At 68.9% G+C, this 19,953-nt stretch carries 16 protein-coding genes; 12 read left to right on the plus strand and 4 right to left on the minus strand.

Translation table 11 applies throughout. The features are described from left to right. From RZ1_RS08405 to truB, 5 genes are read left to right on the plus strand one after another with little or no spacing between them, the layout of a single operon-like run. Nucleotides 1-999 (plus strand): DHH family phosphoesterase, encoded by a 999-nt coding sequence (locus RZ1_RS08405; protein WP_072810909.1) that lies wholly within the window; start codon nt 1-3, stop codon nt 997-999. Beyond that, on the plus strand, nt 983-2,353 hold the full coding sequence (locus RZ1_RS08410; RefSeq protein WP_072810911.1) for an MATE family efflux transporter: 1,371 nt from the start codon (nt 983-985) through the stop codon (nt 2,351-2,353). The genes RZ1_RS08405 and RZ1_RS08410 overlap by 17 nt, the downstream gene beginning before the upstream one ends. Then, on the plus strand, nt 2,350-3,294 hold the full coding sequence (locus RZ1_RS08415; protein WP_072811015.1) for a metallophosphoesterase family protein: 945 nt from the start codon (nt 2,350-2,352) through the stop codon (nt 3,292-3,294). Before RZ1_RS08410 ends, RZ1_RS08415 begins: the two co-directional genes overlap by 4 nt. A 38-nt stretch (nt 3,295-3,332) precedes the next feature. Next, on the plus strand, nt 3,333-4,004 hold the full coding sequence (npt, locus tag RZ1_RS08420) for a 4'-phosphopantetheinyl transferase Npt (protein ID WP_072811013.1): 672 nt from the start codon (nt 3,333-3,335) through the stop codon (nt 4,002-4,004). A gap of 25 nt (nt 4,005-4,029) precedes the next feature. Then, a complete protein-coding gene (gene truB / locus RZ1_RS08425; RefSeq protein ID WP_072810913.1) occupies nt 4,030-4,941 on the plus strand; it encodes a tRNA pseudouridine(55) synthase TruB in 912 nt (303 codons plus the stop codon). 3 nt (nt 4,942-4,944) lie between these two features. Here the strand turns inward: truB and RZ1_RS08430 are convergent, their stop codons facing one another. From RZ1_RS08430 to RZ1_RS08445, 4 genes are read right to left on the minus strand one after another with little or no spacing between them, the layout of a single operon-like run. Beyond that, nucleotides 4,945-5,640: a metal-dependent transcriptional regulator gene (locus tag RZ1_RS08430; RefSeq protein ID WP_072810914.1), complete on the minus strand. Its 696-nt coding sequence runs from the start codon at nt 5,638-5,640 to the stop codon at nt 4,945-4,947. Nucleotides 5,641-5,660: 20 nt separating this feature from the next. After that, nucleotides 5,661-6,530, minus strand: coding sequence for a metal ABC transporter permease (locus RZ1_RS08435; protein ID WP_072810916.1), 870 nt, complete (start codon nt 6,528-6,530; stop codon nt 5,661-5,663). Further along, a complete protein-coding gene (locus RZ1_RS08440) occupies nt 6,530-7,357 on the minus strand; it encodes a metal ABC transporter ATP-binding protein (RefSeq protein ID WP_083583584.1) in 828 nt (275 codons plus the stop codon). Before RZ1_RS08440 ends, RZ1_RS08435 begins: the two co-directional genes overlap by 1 nt. After that, nucleotides 7,354-8,265, minus strand: a complete 912-nt coding sequence (locus RZ1_RS08445) for a metal ABC transporter substrate-binding protein (RefSeq protein WP_371304869.1) — start codon at nt 8,263-8,265, stop codon at nt 7,354-7,356. The genes RZ1_RS08440 and RZ1_RS08445 overlap by 4 nt, the downstream gene beginning before the upstream one ends. A gap of 97 nt (nt 8,266-8,362) precedes the next feature. On the opposite strand from RZ1_RS08445, the gene RZ1_RS08450 reads away from it, so the two are divergent. The 7 genes from RZ1_RS08450 (at nt 8,363) to narJ (ending at nt 19,952) form a co-directional block, all read left to right on the plus strand. Continuing rightward, nucleotides 8,363-9,337: a bifunctional riboflavin kinase/FAD synthetase gene (locus RZ1_RS08450; RefSeq protein WP_174565174.1), complete on the plus strand. Its 975-nt coding sequence runs from the start codon at nt 8,363-8,365 to the stop codon at nt 9,335-9,337. Nucleotides 9,338-9,478: 141 nt separating this feature from the next. Then, nucleotides 9,479-9,748: a 30S ribosomal protein S15 gene (gene rpsO / locus RZ1_RS08455; protein WP_072810920.1), complete on the plus strand. Its 270-nt coding sequence runs from the start codon at nt 9,479-9,481 to the stop codon at nt 9,746-9,748. A gap of 311 nt (nt 9,749-10,059) precedes the next feature. After that, the gene (locus RZ1_RS08460) at nt 10,060-12,336 is read left to right on the plus strand and encodes a polyribonucleotide nucleotidyltransferase (protein WP_072810921.1); all 2,277 of its coding nucleotides are present in this window, start codon (nt 10,060-10,062) and stop codon (nt 12,334-12,336) included. Nucleotides 12,337-12,617: 281 nt separating this feature from the next. Then, on the plus strand, nt 12,618-13,835 hold the full coding sequence (locus RZ1_RS08465; RefSeq protein WP_072811019.1) for a nitrate/nitrite transporter: 1,218 nt from the start codon (nt 12,618-12,620) through the stop codon (nt 13,833-13,835). A gap of 25 nt (nt 13,836-13,860) precedes the next feature. Next, nucleotides 13,861-17,553, plus strand: coding sequence for a nitrate reductase subunit alpha (locus RZ1_RS08470; protein WP_072810923.1), 3,693 nt, complete (start codon nt 13,861-13,863; stop codon nt 17,551-17,553). Nucleotides 17,554-17,607: 54 nt separating this feature from the next. After that, nucleotides 17,608-19,284 (plus strand): nitrate reductase subunit beta, encoded by a 1,677-nt coding sequence (gene narH, locus RZ1_RS08475; RefSeq protein WP_072810925.1) that lies wholly within the window; start codon nt 17,608-17,610, stop codon nt 19,282-19,284. After that, a complete protein-coding gene (gene narJ, locus RZ1_RS08480; RefSeq protein WP_072810927.1) occupies nt 19,284-19,952 on the plus strand; it encodes a nitrate reductase molybdenum cofactor assembly chaperone in 669 nt (222 codons plus the stop codon). The genes narH and narJ overlap by 1 nt, the downstream gene beginning before the upstream one ends. The last annotated feature ends 1 nt before the right edge of the window (nt 19,953 follow it).

The following is a 19,953-nucleotide window of genomic DNA, read 5'->3' on the forward strand; positions in this document are numbered from 1 at the left end:
ATGTCCGACATCACCTCCTCCGGCAGCACCCCGGCCGCGACCGCGGTGGACATCCGCGGTGCGGTCGAGCTGCTCGCCGCGGCCGCGTCCGTCACCGTGCTGTGCCACGTACAGCCCGATGCGGACACCCTCGGCAGCGGACTCGCTTTGGGTCTGGCGCTCGAACGTCGCGGCGTGCCCGTGCAGGTCGCGTTCGGATCGCCGAACGACGTGCCCGGTTCGATGCGGGAGTTGCCGGGTCTGCACCTGGTGACAGCCGCAGCGGATGTCAGAGAAACGGTCGATCTGCTGGTCACCGTGGACTGCGGTACCGCCGGGCGGCTCGGGCGGCTCGCGCCCCGCCTGCACGGCGCCGCCCGCACACTCGTGATCGACCATCACCGGTCGAACACCCGGTTCGGTACCCACAACCTCATCGAACCGGACGCCGAAGCAACCGCTGCGGTCCTCGTCGACCTCTTCGATGTGTGGGGCGTCGAGATCGACGCGGATCTTGCGCACTGCCTGTTCGCCGGGCTCGTCACCGACACCGGATCCTTCCGGTGGGGCCGGGCACGCTCGCATCTGCTCGCCGAGCGGCTCCTGGCGACGGGGATCGACGGTGCACGCATCACCCGGCAACTGCTCGACACCCACCCGTTCGGATGGTTGCCGATGCTGTCCGCGGTGCTCGCGACCGCGACGCTCGTCCCGGACGCCGCCGGTGGCCGCGGGCTCGTCCACGCGACCGTGCTGCGCGCGGATTCCGCGCACCTGCGTTCCGAGGAGATCGAAAGCGTCATCGACATCGTGCGGACCACCGCCGAGGCCGAGGTCGCCGCCGTGTTCAAGGAGGTCGGCGCGGAAGTGTGGACGGTGTCGCTGCGATCGAAGGACGAGATCGATGTCTCGCTCGTCGCGTCCCGGCTCGGGGGTGGGGGACACCGTAACGCCGCCGGCTACACCGCCCACGGCGATCGCGCCCGGATCGTGGCGGAACTGCGTGAAGCCCTCGGCTGAGCCGGACGTCACCGTGGTTTCGGCGAGGCGGATCCTGCGGCTCGCGCTGCCGGCGCTGGGCGTGCTCGCCGCCGAACCGCTCTATCTGCTGTTCGACATCGCCGTCGTCGGCCGCCTCGGCGCCCTGCCGCTGGCCGGGCTGGCCGTCGGCGGGCTGATCCTGGCGCAGGTGAGCACCCAGTTGACGTTCCTGTCGTACGGCACCACCGCGCGGGCCGCCCGGTTCCACGGCGCCGACCGCCACGGCGACGCCGTCGGTGAGGGCGTGCAGGCCACCTGGTTGGCGCTCGGTGTCGGGGCGGTCGTGCTGCTCGTCGGACAACTGTTCGCGGGGCCGGTCGCGGAGCTGATCGCCGGCGACGACGACATCGCCGCCGCCGCCGAATCGTGGCTGCGCATCGCGCTGTTCGGTGCCCCGCTGATTCTCGTGACGCTCGCCGGCAACGGGTGGATGCGCGGTGTCCAGGACACCGCGCGACCCCTGCGCTACGTCATCGTCGGTCTGGCGCTGTCGGCCGTGCTGTGCCCGGTGCTCGTCCACGGCCTCTTCGGTGCGCCCAGGTGGGAACTGGTCGGGTCGGCTGTCGCCAACGTGATCGGACAGACGGTGTCGGCGGCGCTGTTCTTGCGGGCACTGCTGCGTGCGGGGGTGCCGCTGAGACCGCAGCGCACGATCATCGGCGCGCAGTTGCGCCTCGGGCGCGACCTCGTCGCCCGCAGCCTCGCCTTCCAGGCGTGCTTCCTGTCGGCCGCCGCGGTCGCCGCCCGCTTCGGGGCCGCCGCCGTCGCCGCGCACCAGGTGGTGCTGCAACTGTGGAACTTCGTGGCGTTGACCCTGGACTCCCTCGCGATCGCGGCGCAGGCACTGGTCGGGGCGGCGCTGGGCTCCGCCGACCGTGAGGGCGCGCGTCGCCTGGCATGGCGGATCACGGCATGGTCGACGATCTTCGCGGCGGTCCTCGCGCTGCTGTTCCTGCTCGGCAGCGACCTGATACCCGGCCTGTTCACCGGCGACGACGCGGTACTCGACCAGATCGGCGTCGCATGGTGGTTCTTCGTGGCGATCATGCCCGCGGCGGGCGTGGTGTTCGCGCTCGACGGGGTGCTGCTCGGTGCCGGCGACGCCGCATTCCTGCGGACTGCGACGCTGCTCTCCGCGCTGCTCGGGTTCCTGCCGCTCATCTGGTGCTCACTCGTGTGGGACTGGGGTCTGGCGGGAATCTGGACGGGACTTACGGTGTTCATCGTGTTTCGGATGGTGGCCGTCGTATGGCGGACACTGTCGGGACGATGGGCGGTGACAGGAGCGGACCGGCAGGTGCGGTCCCTCGACCAAGCGGAAGCGGAAGGATAGTGCCGGTGGCGAAGCTGTGGGCGGTCAGCGACATCCATGTCGGACACAAGGGCAACCGGCCCGTCACCGAGGACATCGTCCCGGAATCTCCGGAGGACTGGCTGATCCTCGCCGGTGACGTCGCCGAGAAGACCGACGACATCCGCTGGGCACTGAAGCTGCTGCGCAGCCGATTCGCGAAGGTCATCTGGGTTCCCGGTAACCACGAACTGTGGACCACCGCGAAGGACCCGGTGCAGATGCGGGGCGTCGCCCGCTACGACTATCTGGTCACCATGTGCCGGGAGCTCGGCGTGCTCACCCCGGAAGACCCGTTCCCGGTGTGGGAGGGCGATGGGGGACCGATGGTGCTCGTCCCGATGTTCCTGCTCTACGACTACTCGTTCCTGCCCGAGGGCACCACGACGAAGGCCGACGGGCTTGCGCTGGCGCGGGACCGCAATGTCGTCGCGACGGACGAATTCCTGCTCGCACCCGACCCGTACCTCACCCGCGACGCCTGGTGCAAGGCTCGTCTGGACCGGACCCGCGAGCGTCTCGACACGCTGGATCCGGCATTGCCGACGGTGCTGATCAACCATTTCCCGCTGGTGCGCGAGCCCACCCGGATGCTCTTCTACCCGGAGTTTGCGCTGTGGTGCGGCACCACCGACACCGCCGACTGGCATCTGCGCTACCGGGCGCTGTGTTCGGTGTACGGGCACCTGCACATCCCGCGCACCACCTATTACGACGGGGTGCGGTTCGAGGAGGTGTCGCTCGGCTATCCCCGCGAATGGCAGCGCCGCGGCCTGCCCGAACGGTTGCTGCGGCAGATCCTGCCGGTCCCGGACTATCCGCCCGGCACGCTGAACAAGTGGGGCGGGCACTTCACGGTGACACCCGAGATGGAAGCGGAAGTGGAGAAGATGCGCGCACAACGAGCAAGGGAACTGCGGTGACGGAAACGACCCGGAACATCCCCGGCGCGTCCGAGACGCTGATCGGGCGGATCCTGCCGGACGGCGTCGTCGCCGCCGAACTGTTCGACGACCCGCCGGGCCTGGCGCCGCATCCGCAGGAGGAGGCGCTCATCGCGCGGGCCGTCGACAAGCGTCGCCGCGAGTTCATCGGTGCCCGGCACTGCGCGCGGCAGGCGATGCGGCTGCTCGGTGTCGAGCCGGCGCCGGTCCTCAAGGGCGAACGCGGTGTGCCGGTGTGGCCGCGCGGTGTCGTCGGCAGCCTCACGCACTGCGACGGCTACCGAGGTGCGGTGCTCGGATATTCGCTGCAGGTGCGGTCCGTGGGCATCGACGCCGAACCCCACGACGTGCTCCCGGACGGGGTGCTGCCTGCCGTGAGCCTCGAACCGGAACGGGACTGGCTCGCCGCCACCTCCGACGACGACGTGCACTGGGATCGCCTGCTGTTCTGCGCGAAGGAAGCCACCTACAAGGCGTGGTTCCCGCTGACCGGCCGGTGGCTCGGCTTCGAGGATGCGCACATCACGTTCACCCGCGACGACAGCGCAGCCGGGGCGGTGGCGTCCGGGACATTCCGGTCGCAGCTGCTCGTGCCCGGCGACACCCGGGACGGGGCGCCGGTGTCGGAGTTCGGCGGGCGCTGGCTGGTCGCCGACGGTCTGGTGCTCACCGCCATCGCGGTGCGCTGAACCCGGGGTGGCAGAATCGGGCCACGTGTCTGCCACCGAGAATCCTGCCCTGGCCAACGCCGGTCTGCTCGTCGTCGACAAGGACCCGGGCATGACCAGCCACGACGTCGTGGCCCGCTGCCGGCGCCTGCTCGGCACCCGCAAGGTGGGACACGCCGGCACCCTCGATCCGATGGCGACGGGAGTGCTCGTCCTCGGTGTGGAACGGGCCACGAAGATGCTCGGGTTGCTGTCGCTGACCACCAAGTCGTACACCGCGACGATCCGTCTCGGGCAGAGCACCGTCACCGACGACGCGGAAGGCGAGACGGTCGCGACCGTCGATGCGTCCGCTGTCACCGACGAGGCCATCGCCGCCGGGGTCGCCGCCCTGACGGGCGACATCGAGCAGGTGCCGGCGAGTGTCAGCGCGATCAAGGTCGACGGCAAACGTGCCTACGCGCGGATGCGCGAGGGCGAGACCGTCGAGCTGGCCGCGCGGCCGGTGACCGTGTCGCGGTTCGACGTGCTCGCGCGGCGTGACCTGCCCGGGGCCGGATTCGTCGACCTCGACGTCGAGGTCGACTGTTCGTCGGGAACCTACATCCGTGCGCTCGCCCGCGATCTCGGTACGACGCTCGGAGTCGGCGCGCACCTGACAGCGCTGCGCCGCACGAAGGTCGGCCCGTTCGGGCTCGAGCACGCGCGCACCCTCGAACAGCTCGCCGACGATCCCGCGCTCAGCCTCGACATCGACGCCGCGGCCCGCACCGCGTTTGCGTGCCGCACGATCAGCGATGCCGAGGCGGCACTGCTCGCCAACGGCCGCTGGCTCGAGCCGATCGGCATGCCGGGGGTGTACGCGGCGATCGACACCCAAGGGCGGGCGGCGGCGCTGCTGCAGGAGAAGGGCAAGCGCGCGTCGGCGGTGTTCGTGGTGCGCCCGTCCAACCTCTGACGGTCAGACCAGCCAGATGGCGTCGGCGGCGAGGTTGCCCAGATCGACGGTGCGGTCCGGGTTTCCACCGATGCTCACCGCGACGGTTCCGGCGAAGTCGCGCCGTTCGACGACCCGGATCTCGGTGTCCAACGCGATGCCGACATCGTCGAAGTAACGCAGCATCGCCGGATCGTTGTCCGAAATGCGGGCGACACGACCGAACTCGCCGTCGGCGAACGAACTCAATTGACGTGCCGGCGGAGTGGGGATCGTGCCGTCCGGGGTGGGAATCGGGTCGCCGTGCGGATCACGTTCGGGGAAACCGAGTTTCGCATCGAGGGCGGCGATCATGCGCTCGGAGACCGCGTGTTCGAGTACCTCGGCCTCGTCGTGCACCTCGTCCCACCCGTAGCCGAGTTCGCGGACCAGGAACGTCTCGATGAGCCGGTGCCGGCGGACCATCGCGACGGCAGCGGCACGGCCGGACTCGGTCAGCGAGATCGCGCCGTACCGTTCGTGGTCGAGCAGGCCTTGGTCGCACAGCCGGCGCACGGCTTCGGATACGGTCGATGCGGATACGCCGAGTTTCTCGGCGAGCAGTTTCGTGGAGACCTTCTCACCGGACCATTCCTGCACGGTCCAGATGACCTTCAGGTAGTCCTGCGCGACGGAGGTCAGCGTTTCCGTCGTCGTGTTCGTCTCGCTCCTGTCAGGCACCTGCCCAGCTTAGGCAACTCTCACCTCGGAATCACCTCTGCCGGGATCGCCCGGGAGCGTCGCAGCGCGGCCGTCACCACGCCCTGGCGGGGCGCGAACAGGTACGCGCACGCGAACACCGACGCCTGCGCGAGTACCACCACGCCGCCGGTCGAGGCGTCGGAGTAGTAGCTCGTGTACACCCCCACGATCGACGACGTGACCGCGAGGACCGGCGCCAGGATCAGCATGCGGGAGATCCGGTCGGTGAGCAGATACGCGGTGGCCCCCGGAATGATGAGCACGGCGACGACGAGAATCACCCCCACGGCCTGGATGGCGGCCACGATCGTCACGGCCAGCAACGCCAGCAGCAGCGCCGACAGCCGCGCCGGGGAGATACCGAGCGCGTGGGCCTGCGCGCGGTCGAAGGCGAACAGGGTCAGATCCCGGCGTTTGACGACGAGCACCGCGAACACGAGCGCGGCGAGCAACGACACCTGCCACACATCGGTGGTGGCCAGCCCGAGCAGGTTGCCGAACAGGACGTGATGCAGGTCCACCTGGCTGGGATTCTTCGAGATCAGCACGACCCCGAGCGCGAAGAGGGTGGTGAACACGACACCGATCGCGGCGTCCTCCTTGACCCGGGTGGTGCCGCGCACCAGTCCGATCAGCGCCACCGCGATCCCCGCGAACAGCAATGCACCGACCGCGAACGGCGCGCCGACGAGGTAGGCGAGGACCACGCCCGGCAACACCGCGTGCGAGACCGCGTCGCCCATCAGCGACCAGCCGATGAGCACGAGCCAGCAGCTGAGCAGGGCGCACACGACGGTCGCGGCGACCGCGACGATCAGGGCGCGCTGCATGAAGCCGTACTGCAGGGGTTCGACGAGCAGATCGAGCATCATCGAACCTCCCTCGCCGACAGTGCGGCCGGTGCATTCGCGGACAGGGGTGCGGCGGACCGGGGTTCGGCGGACAGGGGATCGACACCGAACGCGCGCGCCAGGTTCTCGGGCCGCAGCACCTCGCCCGGGGTGTCGTGCACGAGCACCCGCCGCTGCAACAGCGCGGCCTCGTCGCACAGTTGCGCGAGTCCGGCGAGGTCATGGGTGGCGACGAGGACGGTGTGGCCGCCATCGGCGAGCGAGCGGATCACCGCGGTCAGGGCGAACTCGGTGCTCTTGTCGACGCCTGCGAACGGTTCGTCGAGCAGCAGCAGCGGCGCTCCCTGCGCGATGGCGCGAGCCACGAACACCCGTTTGCGCTGCCCACCGGAGAGCTGACCGATCTGCCGGTCCGCGAAGTCGGTCATCTGCACGCGCTCGAGCGCGTGCGCGACCGCCTCGTGATCGGCGGGCCGGGGTCTGCGCATGGGGCCCTGGTGCCCGTAGCGGCCTGTCATCACGACTTCCCGCACCACGATGGGAAAGTCCCAGTCCACCGCCTCGGACTGCGGTACGTACGCGACGGAGGCGCTGCGGCGCGCCGCAGCGGGGTCGATCCCGCCGATCGTGACGCGGCCGGCGCTGGGGCGCACGATACCCATCACGGTCTTGAACAGGGTGGACTTGCCGGATCCGTTGGTGCCGACCAGCCCGCACACCCGGCCGCGGTCGAGGGTCAGGGTGACGTCGTCGAGAGCGGTGACGGTTCCGTAGCGGACGGTGATGCCGTCGAGGGCGAGCGCGGCGTTCCCGGTGCTCGGCCTGCTGTTCGTGTCGGTGGTCACGCGGCCAGTCCTTTCGTGATGGTGCGGACGTCATGGCGCAGCAGGTCGAGATAGGTCGGGACCGGGCCGTCGGGTTCGGAGAGCGAGTCGACGTAGAGGATGCCGCCGAAGCGGGCACCGGTGTCTTCGGCGACCTGCCGCTGCGCTTTGTCGGAAACGGTGGATTCGCAGAACACCGCGGGGACGCGGTTGTCGCGCACGAAGTCGACGGTCCGTGCGATCTGCTGCGGGGTGCCCTGCTGGTCGGCGTTGATCGCCCACAGGTAGGCCTCCCGGAGCCCGGCGTCCCGCGTCAGGTAGCCGAACGCGCCCTCGCAGGTCACCAGAGCCCGCTGCTGTTCGGGCAGCTCGGCGAGCCCGGAGAGCAGTTCGTCGTGCACGATCTGGAGGTCGTCCTTGTAGGCGGCGGCGTTCGCGGTGAAGTCGGCCGCGTGTTCCGGCGCGATCCGGGTCAGTGCCGCGGAGATGTTGTCGACGTAGATGCGGGCATTGAGCGGTGACATCCACGCGTGCGGGTTGGTGCGCCCGGCGTAGGCGTCCTCGCCGATCCGAAGGGGCACCACCCCGTCGCTGAGGACCGCGTGCTCGGCGCGGGTATCGGCGAGGAACTGCTCGAACCACCGCTCGAGTCCGAGGCCGTTGTCGAGAACGAGATCCGCGTCGGCGGCGTGCCGGAGGTCGCCGGGGGTCGGTTCGTATCCGTGGATCTCGGCACCCACCTTGGTGATCGATTCGACGCGGACGTGCTCACCCGCGACGTTGCGTGCCATGTCGGCCAGCACGGTGAAGGTGGTCAGGACGAGCGGACGGTCGTCCGCGGCGGGCGCGGTGGTGGCGCACGAGCTCAGGGCTGCGACCGCCGCGAGCACGACACATGTTTTGCTCACTCCAAGGAAAATGTTCGGCACACCGAAATTATGTGTGCCGGAGGTCCTGATGTCCATTTCCTCGCGGCACTGCGAGTCGGAAGTGACCGGTCCGGGTCCGGGCCGTAGGCTGCCCGGTGTGCAGAGATGGCGAGGCCTCGAGGAAGTACCTGCGGACTGGGGTCGTTGTGTACTGACGATCGGCGTGTTCGACGGAGTGCACCGCGGACATCAGCAGCTGATCACGCGGGCGGTGAAATCCGCGAAGGAACGCGGAATCCCCAGTGTGCTCATGACGTTCGATCCGCACCCGATGGAAGTGGTGCGACCGGGCAATCATCCGGCGCAGCTGACGACGCTCGCCCGGCGCGCCGAACTCGCGGAGGAACTCGGCGTCGACGTCTTCTGCGTCATGCCGTTCACACCCGAGTTCATGAAGCTGAGTCCGGAGCGGTACGCGCACGAGATCCTCGTCGAACGACTGCACGTCGCCGAGGTCGTCGTGGGAGAGAACTTCACCTTCGGGAAGAAGGCGGCAGGCACCGTCGAGATGCTGCGCACGATCGGCGAACGGTTCGGGTTCGCGGTCGACGGTCAGACGCTGCTCGCCGAGCACGCGGTCACCTTCTCCTCGACCTACATCCGCTCGTGCGTCGACGCGGGAGACGTGACCGCGGCGGCGGACGCTCTGGGCCGCCCGCACCGTGTCGAAGGGGTCGTCGTGCACGGTGACGGTCGCGGGCGCGACCTCGGGTTCCCGACCGCGAACGTCGCCCCGCCCATGCACTCGGCGATCCCCGCGGACGGCGTGTACGCCGCGTGGTTCACGGTACTGGGACCCGGCCCCACTCTCGGTACCGTGGCGCCCGGTGAGCGCTACGGCGCGGCCGTGTCGGTCGGCACGAACCCGACGTTCTCCGGACGTGCCCGCACCGTCGAGGCGTTCGTGCTCGACCAGGACGCCGACCTCTACGGCCAGCACGTCGCGGTCGACTTCGTCGAGCGGTTGCGCGGCATGGAGAAGTTCGACTCGATCGAGGCGCTGATCTCCGCGATGCACGGCGACGCCGCCCGCGCCCGCGACGTCCTCGCCCGCACCGTCGACCCTGCCTGACCGCCCGCCGGCTCCCGGCGGGGAGTACGCGTGCGGTCTGGTAAATTGGATTCTTGGTGCGTGCTGCGGTTCGCGGTGGCACCACCGGCGGGTTTCGGCCGGCTTTTCATAACGCGGACGTCAGTGATCAGGAGTATCCCAGTGGCTTTGACCACCGAGCAGAAGAAGCAGATCCTCGGCGAGTACGGTCTTCACGAGACCGACACCGGTTCGCCGGAGGCGCAGGTGGCAATGCTCACCAAGCGCATCGTCGATCTGACCGCGCACCTGAAGCAGCACAAGCACGACCACCACTCCCGCCGCGGCCTGCTGCTGCTGGTCGGTCGTCGTCGCCGCCTCCTCAAGTACGTCGAGAAGGTCGACGTCGAGCGTTACCGCTCGCTCATCCAGCGTCTGGGCCTGCGTCGCTGACGCGGACCCCGAGCAAGACGATCTGCGTACGCTGATCTTTGCCGGTAGCCGACGAGAATGCCTCTAGACTGGGCCTCGTCGGCTACCGGTGTTTGCGCCGGAAGTCCGGCGTGCAACGCCGCCTCGGTAGGCGGCGAACCGTATGCGCCGACGGTGTCGGTCCTCGGTAGTGACCCTCCGAACCCGGTGACCCGGGAGCGGAGGGTTTCGATCGACGACCGCCTCCGCAAGTCGGTGCGCAGCCGTGGCCAAGGGGGCCGCGGCGCCCACGCGGGTACGGCGAAGACGAAGAGGGAAGAGAAGACATAGAGATGACCAGCAATTCTGCAGTCGAGGTGGACGAGGGCGTGTTCGAAACCGCCGCGACCATCGACAACGGGACCTTCGGTACCCGCACCATTCGTTTCGAGACCGGCCGCCTCGCGCAGCAGGCCGCCGGTTCCGTCGTCGCCTACCTCGACGACGAGACCATGCTGCTGTCGGCGACCAGCGCCTCCAAGCAGCCCAAGGAGCACTTCGACTTCTTCCCGCTGACGGTGGACGTCGAGGAGCGCATGTACGCCGCGGGCCGCATCCCCGGCTCGTTCTTCCGTCGTGAGGGTCGTCCCTCCACCGACGCGATCCTGACCTGCCGTCTCATCGACCGTCCGCTGCGCCCGTCGTTCGTCGACGGCCTGCGCAACGAGATCCAGGTCGTCGTGACGGTGCTGAGCCTGAACCCGAACGACCTGTACGACGTCGTCGCGATCAATGCCGCGTCCGCGTCCACCCAGATCGCGGGCCTGCCGTTCTCCGGCCCGGTCGGTGGTGTGCGCATCGCGCTGATCACCTCGGACGAGAACAAGGCCGGCCAGTGGGTCGCGTTCCCGACCGTCGAGCAGCTCGAGAACGCCGTGTTCGACATGGTCGTCGCGGGCCGCATCGTCGCCGGTGGCGACAACCCGGACACCGCCGACGTCGCGATCATGATGGTCGAGGCCGAGGCCACCGAGAACGTCATCGCGCTGATCGACGGTGGCGCGCAGGCGCCGACCGAGGCGATCGTCGCGCAGGGCCTCGAGGCGGCCAAGCCGTTCATCGCCCGCCTGTGCATCGCGCAGCAGCAGCTCGCCGCCGCTGCGGCGAAGCCGACCGGTGACTTCCCGCTGTTCCCGGCGTACGCCGACGACGTGTACGCCGCCGTCGAGGTCGCCGCGTCCGAGAAGCTGGCCGAGGCTCTGACCATCGCCGGCAAGCAGGAACGCGACGACCGCACCGACGAGATCAAGGTCGAGATCCTCGAGCAGGTCGCCCCGAACTTCGAGGGTCGCGAGAAGGAGATCGGCGCGGCGTTCCGCTCGCTGACCAAGAAGCTGGTCCGTCAGCGCATCCTGCGCGACCAGTTCCGCATCGACGGCCGCGGCATCACCGACATCCGCGCGCTCTCGGCCGAGGTCGCGGTCGTGCCGCGGGCTCACGGTTCGGCGCTGTTCGAGCGCGGCGAGACCCAGATCATGGGTGTCACCACCCTCGACATGGTCAAGATGGCGCAGCAGGTCGACTCGCTCGGTCCCGAGACCAGCAAGCGGTACATGCACCACTACAACTTCCCGCCGTACTCGACCGGTGAGACCGGCCGCGTCGGTTCGCCCAAGCGCCGCGAGATCGGGCACGGCGCACTCGCCGAGCGTGCTCTCGTGCCGGTGCTGCCGAGCCAGGAGGAGTTCCCGTACGCGATCCGTCAGGTCTCGGAAGCGCTGAGCTCCAACGGTTCGACGTCGATGGGCTCGGTGTGTGCCTCGACGCTGTCGCTGCTCAATGCCGGTGTGCCGCTGAAGGCTCCGGTTGCGGGTATCGCGATGGGCCTGGTCTCCGACGAGGTCGACGGTGAGACCCGCTACGTGGCGCTGACCGACATCCTCGGTGCCGAGGACGCGTTCGGTGACATGGACTTCAAGGTCGCCGGCACGAAGGACTTCGTGACCGCGCTGCAGCTCGACACCAAGCTCGACGGCATTCCGTCGCAGGTGCTGGCGGGTGCGCTCTCGCAGGCCCACGACGCCCGCGCCACGATCCTCGAGGTCATGGCCGAGGCGATCGACACGCCGGACGAGATGAGCCCGTTCGCGCCGCGCATCACCACCATCAAGGTTCCGGTGGACAAGATCGGCGAGGTCATCGGCCCCAAGGGCAAGATGATCAACTCGATCACCGAGGAGACCGGCGCCAACATCTCCATCGAGGATGATGGCACCGTCTACGTCGGTGCGGCGGACGGTCCGTCCGCGCAGGCCGCGATCGACAAGATCAACGCCATTGCCAACCCGCAGCTGCCCAAGGTCGGCGAGCGCTTCCTCGGTACCGTGGTCAAGACCACGGCGTTCGGCGCGTTCGTCTCGCTGCTCCCGGGCCGCGACGGTCTGGTGCACATCAGCAAGCTGGGCAACGGCAAGCGCATTGCGAAGGTCGAGGACGTCGTGAACGTCGGCTCGAAGATCCGGGTCGAGATCGCCGACATCGACAACCGCGGCAAGATCAGCCTGGTTCCGGTCCCCGAGGACGACGCCGCCGCCGCGCCGGCCGACGGTGCCGAAAGCGCCGAGGGCTGATCGTCCCTCGGACACCGAGCAGTTCGTAACACCCCCGCCCCGGAAAGGACCTCGGTCCTTCCGGGGCGGGGGTGCATCGTCCCGAGGCCGATGGGGACTCTCGCCCCATTCGCCGGGGTCGTTGTTCCATCATGTGCCGCAACGTAATTCACAACAGTAGGTTCGTGGCGAACCGAAGGGAAGACGCAGCGGGGGACCGGTCCGGACATCACAGTCCCCAGGCGTTGTAACGTTTCCCCCAAAGTTCAGCCAAGTTCCCCCCCGAGTGGTTTCGTGTGGGTGTGAACACGGCAACGACGCCGGGTGCCGGTACGGGACGTGGATTCAACCTCGCCCTCGCCACCTGGGTATCCGCGATCAACTTCTGGGCCTGGAATCTGATCGGCCCGCTGTCCACCACCTACGCTCACGACCTGTCGCTCAGCAGCACCCAGGCGTCGCTGCTGGTCGCGACTCCGATCCTGGTCGGTGCGCTCGGACGGATCGTCGTCGGATCGCTCACCGACCGCTACGGCGGCCGGATCATGTTCATCGCGATCTCGCTGGCATCGATCCTGCCGGTCCTCGCGGTCGGCCTCGCGGGCACCGCCGGTTCGTATCCGCTGCTGCTGGTGTTCGGGTTCTTCCTCGGCATCGCCGGCACGATCTTCGCCGTCGGTATCCCGTTCGCCAACGCCTGGTACGAACCGGCCCGCCGCGGTTTCGCGACCGGTGTGTTCGGTGCCGGCATGGTCGGCACCGCCCTCTCGGCATTCTTCACGCCGCGGTTCGTGAACTGGTTCGGCCTCCTGTCCACCCACGTGATCATCGCGGTCGCGCTCGCGGTCACCGCCGGAGTGTGCATCCTGGCGATGCGCAATTCGCCGGAGTTCGTGCCCAACACCGACCCGGTGGTTCCGAAGCTGACCGCCGCACTCAAACTCGGTGTCACGTGGGAGATGTCGTTCCTGTACGCGATCGTCTTCGGCGGCTTCGTCGCCTTCAGCAACTACCTGCCGACCTACATCAAGACGATCTACGGCTTCTCCGCGGTCGACGCCGGCGCCCGCACCGCGGCGTTCGCCCTGGCCGCGGTGATCGCCCGCCCCATCGGCGGCGCCCTCTCGGACCGCATCCCGCCGAAGTACGTGGTGCTCGCGTCCCTCGCCGGCACGGCCGTGATGGCGTTCATCGCGATCTTCCAGCCGCCGCCGGACATCTGGTCGGCCGCGACGTTCATCGCACTCGCCGTCTTCCTGGGCGTCGGTACCGGCGGTGTGTTCGCGTGGGTCGCTCGCCGCGCCCCTGCCAAGTCGGTCGGATCGGTGACCGGCATCGTCGCCGCCGCCGGGGGTCTCGGCGGCTACTTCCCGCCGCTGGTGATGGGTGCGTCCTACGACAGCGTCGACAACGACTACACGGTCGGCCTGCTGCTCCTGGTGGCCACCGCCCTGATCGCCCTCGCATACACCGCGCTTCGGCTGCACGCCCGCGAACCTGCGCGCGATCCCGCCGCCTGACGACCACGCCCCGAAAGGAACCACCGTGAATGCCCCTCGCATCGGCGGACCCGTCGACGAACTGCTGCAGCGCAGCGGACGATTCTTCACCCGGGGTGAGATCTCGGACGACGGCCGCACCGTGACCCGCCAGGGAGGTCGCGAGGGTGACGTCTTCTATCGCGACCGCTGGAGCCACGACAAGGTGGTGCGCTCGACGCACGGCGTCAACTGCACCGGTTCCTGCTCGTGGAAGATCTACGTCAAGGACGGCATCATCACCTGGGAGACCCAGCAGACGGACTACCCGTCCGTCGGCCCGGACCGCCCCGAGTACGAGCCGCGCGGCTGCCCCCGGGGTGCCGCGTTCTCCTGGTACACCTATTCGCCGACGCGGGTGCGTTACCCGTACGCCCGGGGCGTGCTCGTGGAGATGTACCGCGAAGCCAAGGCCCGCCTCGGCGACCCGGTCCTCGCGTGGGCCGACATCCAGTCCGATCCCGACCGGCGCCGTCGGTACCAGTGGGCGCGCGGCAAGGGCGGGTTGGTACGGGTGTCCTGGGCCGAGGCCACCGAGATGATCGCCGCCGCGCACGTCCACACCATCAAGGAGTACGGCCCGGACCGGGTCGCCGGGTTCTCGCCGATTCCCGCGATGTCGATGGTGTCGTTCGCGGCGGGTTCCCGGTTCGTGGAACTGCTCGGTGGCGTGATGACCTCCTTCTACGACTGGTACGCCGACCTGCCCGTCGCATCACCGCAGGTGTTCGGCGACCAGACCGACGTTCCCGAGTCGGGAGACTGGTGGGACGCGACGTACCTCATGATGTGGGGGTCCAACGTGCCGGTCACCCGCACCCCCGACGCACACTGGATGGCGGAGGTCCGGTATCGCGGCACCAAGGTCGTCACCGTCAGTCCCGACTATGCCGACAACACCAAGTTCGCGGACGAATGGATGCCGTGCGCGGCGGGCACCGACGGCGCCCTCGCCATGGCGATGGGCCACGTGATCCTCTCCGAATGCTTCGTACGGGAGCGGGTGCCGTTCTTCGTCGACTACGTGCGTCGCTACACCGACCTGCCGTTCCTGGTGAAACTCGAGGAACGCGACGGGCGGCTCGTGCCCGGGAAGAACCTCACCGCCGCCGACCTCGGGCGCGACGTGGAGAACGCCGCGTTCAAGCCGGTGCTGCTCGACGGTGCCACCGACGAGGTCGCGGTGCCGTTGGGGTCGCTCGGCTTCCGGTACGGCGACGACGGGGTCGGCAAATGGAACCTCGACCTCGGCGACCTCGTGCCGGCGCTGACCGTCGCACCGCACGACGGCGCGCCGGGGGAGAGCGCCCTGATCCATCTGCCGCGCTTCGACACCCTCGACGGTCACGGTGAGGTCCTGGCCCGCGGCGTCCCGGTCCGGCGGGTCGGCGAGCACCGCGTGTGCACCGTGTTCGACCTGATGCTCGCGCAGTACGGGGTGGCACGGCCGGGACTGCCCGGAACCTGGCCCGCCGGCTACGACGATCCGGCCGAGCCGTACACCCCGGCCTGGCAGGAGCCGATCACGGGAGTCGCTGCGGCGCAGGCGATCCGCGTCGCGAAGGAGTTCGCGCGCAGCGCCGAGGAATCCGGCGGCCGGTCCATGATCATCATGGGTGCGGGGATCTGTCAGTGGTTCCACGGTGACGCCACGTATCGGGCGGTGCTCGCGTTGCTGCTGCTCACCGGCTCGATGGGCCGCAACGGCGGCGGCTGGGCACACTACGTCGGGCAGGAGAAGTGCCGCCCGGTCACCGGCTGGGCCGCGATGGCCATGGGCACCGACTGGTCGCGTCCGCCGCGACAGATGGCAGGCACGTCCTATTGGTATGCGCACACCGGCCAGTGGCGCTACGACGGTTACCGGGCCGACGCGCTGGCGAGTCCCCTCGGGCGCGGCCGGTTCGCGGGCAAGCACACGATGGACGTGCTGGCATCCGCGACCGCGATGGGCTGGAGTCCCTTCTTCCCGCAGTTCGACCGTTCGAGCCTCGACGTCGCCGACGACGCCCGCGCCGCCGGCCAGGAGATCCCCGCCTACGTCGCGAGCAGGCTCGCGTCGGGCGACCTGAAGCTGGCCGTCACCGATCCGGACAACCCGCGGAACTGGCCGCGCGTGCTGAGTATCTGGCGGGCGAATCTGCTCGGGTCGTCGAGCAAGGGCAACGAGTACTTCCTGCGGCACCTGCTCGGCACGACCTCCAATGTGCAGGCCCACCCCACGCCGGAAGACCTGCGCCCCAAGGGCGTCGCGTGGCCTGACGGCATCCCCGAGGGCAAGCTCGACCTGCTCATGTCGATCGACTTCCGGATGACGTCGACGACGCTGCTGTCCGATGTGGTGTTGCCCGCCGCCACCTGGTACGAGAAGGGGGATCTGTCGAGCACCGACATGCACCCCTACATCCACGCGTTCAGCCCCGCGATCGATCCGCCCTGGGAAACCCGCTCGGACTACGAGGCATTCGGTGCGATCGCCCGCGCGTTCAGCGCGCTCGCGGCACGGCACCTGGGCACCCGCACCGACGTCGTGCTCGGCACACTGCAGCACGACACCCCGGGTGCGATGGCGTATCCCGGTGGCACCGAACGTGACTGGCGGACAACCGGTGAGACGCCGGTGCCGGGGAAGACGATGGGGCCGATCGCCGTCGTCGAACGCGACTACGCCGCGATCGCCGACAAGTGGTCGGCGCTCGGCCCGCTCGTCGACACCCTCGGCCTGACGACCAAGGGCATCACCACGCACCCCACCGCGGAGGTCGCCGAGCTCGCAGCGAAGTTCGGGGTCATGGATTCCGGTGCCGCGGAAGGGCGTCCGGCGATCACCACCGCCGAACGGATGGCCGATGTGATCCTCGCACTGTCCGGTACGTCCAACGGCAGACTCGCCGTCGAGGGTTTCCGGGCACTCGAGAAACGCACCGGACGCCGCCTCGTGCACCTCGCCGAGGGCAGCGAGGAACGCCGCATCACCTACGCCGACACCCAGGCCCGCCCGGTACCGGTGATCACCAGCCCGGAATGGTCCGGCAGCGAGACCGGCGGCCGCCGCTACGCGCCGTTCACGGTGAACATCGAGGAACTCAAGCCCTTTCACACCCTCACCGGCCGGATGCACTTCTACGTCGACCACGACTGGATCGAGGAGGTCGGCGAGCAACTGCCCACCTACCGGCCGCCGCTGGACATGACCCGGCTGTTCGGTGAGCCCGCGGTCGGCGAGAGCGGCCGCGACGGAATCGGGTTGAGCGTGCGCTACCTGACCCCGCACTCGAAGTGGTCGATCCACTCCGAGTACCAGGACAACCTGTTCATGCTGTCGCTCTCGCGCGGCGGCCCGACGATGTGGATGAGCCCGGTGGATGCGGAGAAGATCTCGGTGCGGGACAACGACTGGGTCGAGGCCGTCAACCGCAACGGTGTGGTGGTGTGCCGGGCGATCGTCTCGCACCGCATGCCCGAGGGCGTCGTGTACGTCTACCACGCGCAGGAACGCACCATCGACACGCCGCTCACCGAAACCACCGGCAACCGCGGCGGCATCCACAATTCGCTGACCCGGCTGCTGATCAAGCCCACGCACCTTGCCGGTGGCTACGCCCAGAACGCCTTCGCGTTCAACTATCTCGGACCCACCGGCAATCAGCGCGACGAAGTGACCGTGGTACGTCGCCGGTCGCAGGAGGTGACCTACTGAGATGGACGCCGGCGGAGCCTGCGGAGCGAACCGAACCTGCGAAGCGAGGAATTCATGAAGGTCATGGCACAGATGGCGATGGTGATGAACCTCGACAAGTGCATCGGCTGCCACACCTGTTCGGTCACCTGCAAGCAGGCGTGGACGAACCGGGCCGGTACCGAGTACGTGTGGTTCAACAACGTCGAAACCCGGCCCGGACAAGGCTATCCGCGCACCTACGAGGATCAGGAACGCTGGCGCGGCGGGTGGATCCGAGACCGCAAGGGCAGGCTGCGGCTGCGGGACGGCGGGCGCCTGCACAAGCTCTCCCGGATCTTCTCGAACCCGAAGCTGCCCTCCATCGACGACTACTACGAGCCGTGGACGTACGACTACGAGAATCTGACCTCGGCGCCCCTGGGCGAGCACATGCCCGTCGCACCGCCGCGCAGCCTCATCAGCGGCAAGCCGATGAAGGTGTCGTGGTCGGCGAACTGGGACGACGACCTCGGCGGCTCGACGGAGATCGTGCCCGACGACCCGATCCTGAAGAAGGTCGGCGAGCAGGTGAAACTCGAGCTCGAGCAGACATTCATGTTCTACCTGCCGCGCATCTGCGAGCATTGCCTCAACCCGTCGTGTGTGTCCTCGTGCCCGTCCGGCGCGATGTACAAGCGCGTCGAGGACGGCATCGTGCTCGTCGACCAGGACCAGTGCCGCGGCTGGCGGATGTGCGTGTCCGGATGCCCGTACAAGAAGGTGTATTTCAACCACAAGACCGGCAAGGCCGAGAAGTGCACGTTCTGCTATCCGCGCATCGAGGTGGGCCTGCCGACCGTGTGCTCGGAAACCTGCGTCGGGCGCCTGCGGTACCTCGGGTTGGTGCTCTACGACGTCGACCGGGTCCTCGAGGCCGCCTCGACCGAGGACGAGACGGAACTGTACGAAGCGCAGCGCAGCCTCATCCTGGACCCGAACGACCCCGAGGTGATCGCCGGGGCCCGCGCGGAAGGCATCTCCGACGAGTGGATCGAGGCGGCGCAACGGTCCCCGGTGTACACGCTGATCCACACCTACCAGGTCGCGTTGCCGCTGCACCCGGAATACCGCACCATGCCGATGGTCTGGTACATCCCGCCGCTGTCGCCGGTGGTCGACGCGGTCAGCCGCGACGGACACGACGGCGAGGACCTCGGCAATCTGTTCGGAGCGCTCGACGCCCTGCGTATCCCGATGCAGTACCTCGCGGAGCTGTTCACCGCCGGTGACGTCGCACCCGTCGAGGCGGTCCTGCGCCGGCTCGCCGCGATGCGCTCGTACATGCGCGACATCAACCTCGGCCGCGAGACGCAGCCGCACATCCCCGAATCCGTCGGGATGTCCGAGGAACAGATCTACGGCATGTACCGGTTGCTGGCGATAGCCAAATACGAAGAGCGGTATGTCATTCCGTCCGCGTATGCGGCGGAGGGGCATCGGCTCGAGGAGTCGGTCACCGATTGTGCGCTGTCCTTCGAGGGTGGGCCGGGCATGTACGAGTCGGGGCCGTTCGGTGAGGCCAGCGGCGGTCCCGTGCCGGTGGCCGTCGAAACCTTCCACGCGCTCAAACAACGCCAGACCAGTGAGGGCATGGCCGCCAACGCCCGCCACCCGTCCCGGGTCAACCTGCTCAACTGGGACGGAAAGGGTGTACCCGCGGGCATGTTCCCCGGGGCGCACCACACCGGCGAGCCGGGGGGAGACCGGTGATGAGACTGCTGTCGCGAGTCCGATCGTCCCCGGCGGGGGCGTCCCTGCAGGACCGGTTGGTGTGGCAGGCCGCGTCGTTGCTGCTCGCCTACCCGGACGAGGCGCTGCAGCAGCGTCTCGACACTGTCGAGCAGTTGCGCGCCCACGTGAGCGGTCGCGCCGCCGATCTGCTCGGCCGCACCGTGGCAGCGCTGCGCGGGGCGGCCCCGATGGACGCCGCCACCGCCTACGTCGACGTGTTCGACCTGCGGCGCCGGTCCACGATGTACCTGACGTACTGGACCGGCGGCGACACCCGCAACCGGGGTTCCGAGATCCTTGCGTTCGCGCAGGTGTACCGCGCCGCCGGCGCCGAACCGCCGGTAGGGGAGACACCCGACCATCTGCCGGTCGTCCTCGAGTTCGCCGCGACCGTCGACCCCGTGGCCGGACGGCGCCTGCTCGTCGAGTACCGGGTGCCGATCGACGTGCTGCGCGAGGCACTGACGGAGGCGGGTTCGCCCTACGCGCACACCGTCGAGGCGGTCTGCGAGACGCTGCCCCCGGCGACCGATCAGGAACTGCGGCGCGCGGAGCGGCTCGCGCAGGCCGGGCCGCCCGCCGAGGCCATCGGTCTGCAGCCGTTCACCCTCACAGTTCCACCCCGACGAGACGAAGGAGACCGGTGAG

It is taken from the genome of Rhodococcus zopfii NBRC 100606 = JCM 9919, assembly GCF_001895025.1.
Taxonomy (GTDB): Bacteria; Actinomycetota; Actinomycetes; order Mycobacteriales; family Mycobacteriaceae; genus Rhodococcus; species Rhodococcus zopfii.

Coding starts and splice junctions, on each gene's coding strand:
- RZ1_RS08405 (WP_072810909.1), top strand. CDS start 1: ATGTCCGACATCACCTCCTCCGGCAGCACCCCGGCCGCGACCGCGGTG.
- RZ1_RS08435 (WP_072810916.1), bottom strand. CDS start 6,530: ATGCTCGATCTGCTCGTCGAACCCCTGCAGTACGGCTTCATGCAGCGC.
- RZ1_RS08460 (WP_072810921.1), top strand. CDS start 10,060: ATGACCAGCAATTCTGCAGTCGAGGTGGACGAGGGCGTGTTCGAAACC.
- narH (WP_072810925.1), top strand. CDS start 17,608: ATGAAGGTCATGGCACAGATGGCGATGGTGATGAACCTCGACAAGTGC.
- narJ (WP_072810927.1), top strand. CDS start 19,284: ATGAGACTGCTGTCGCGAGTCCGATCGTCCCCGGCGGGGGCGTCCCTG.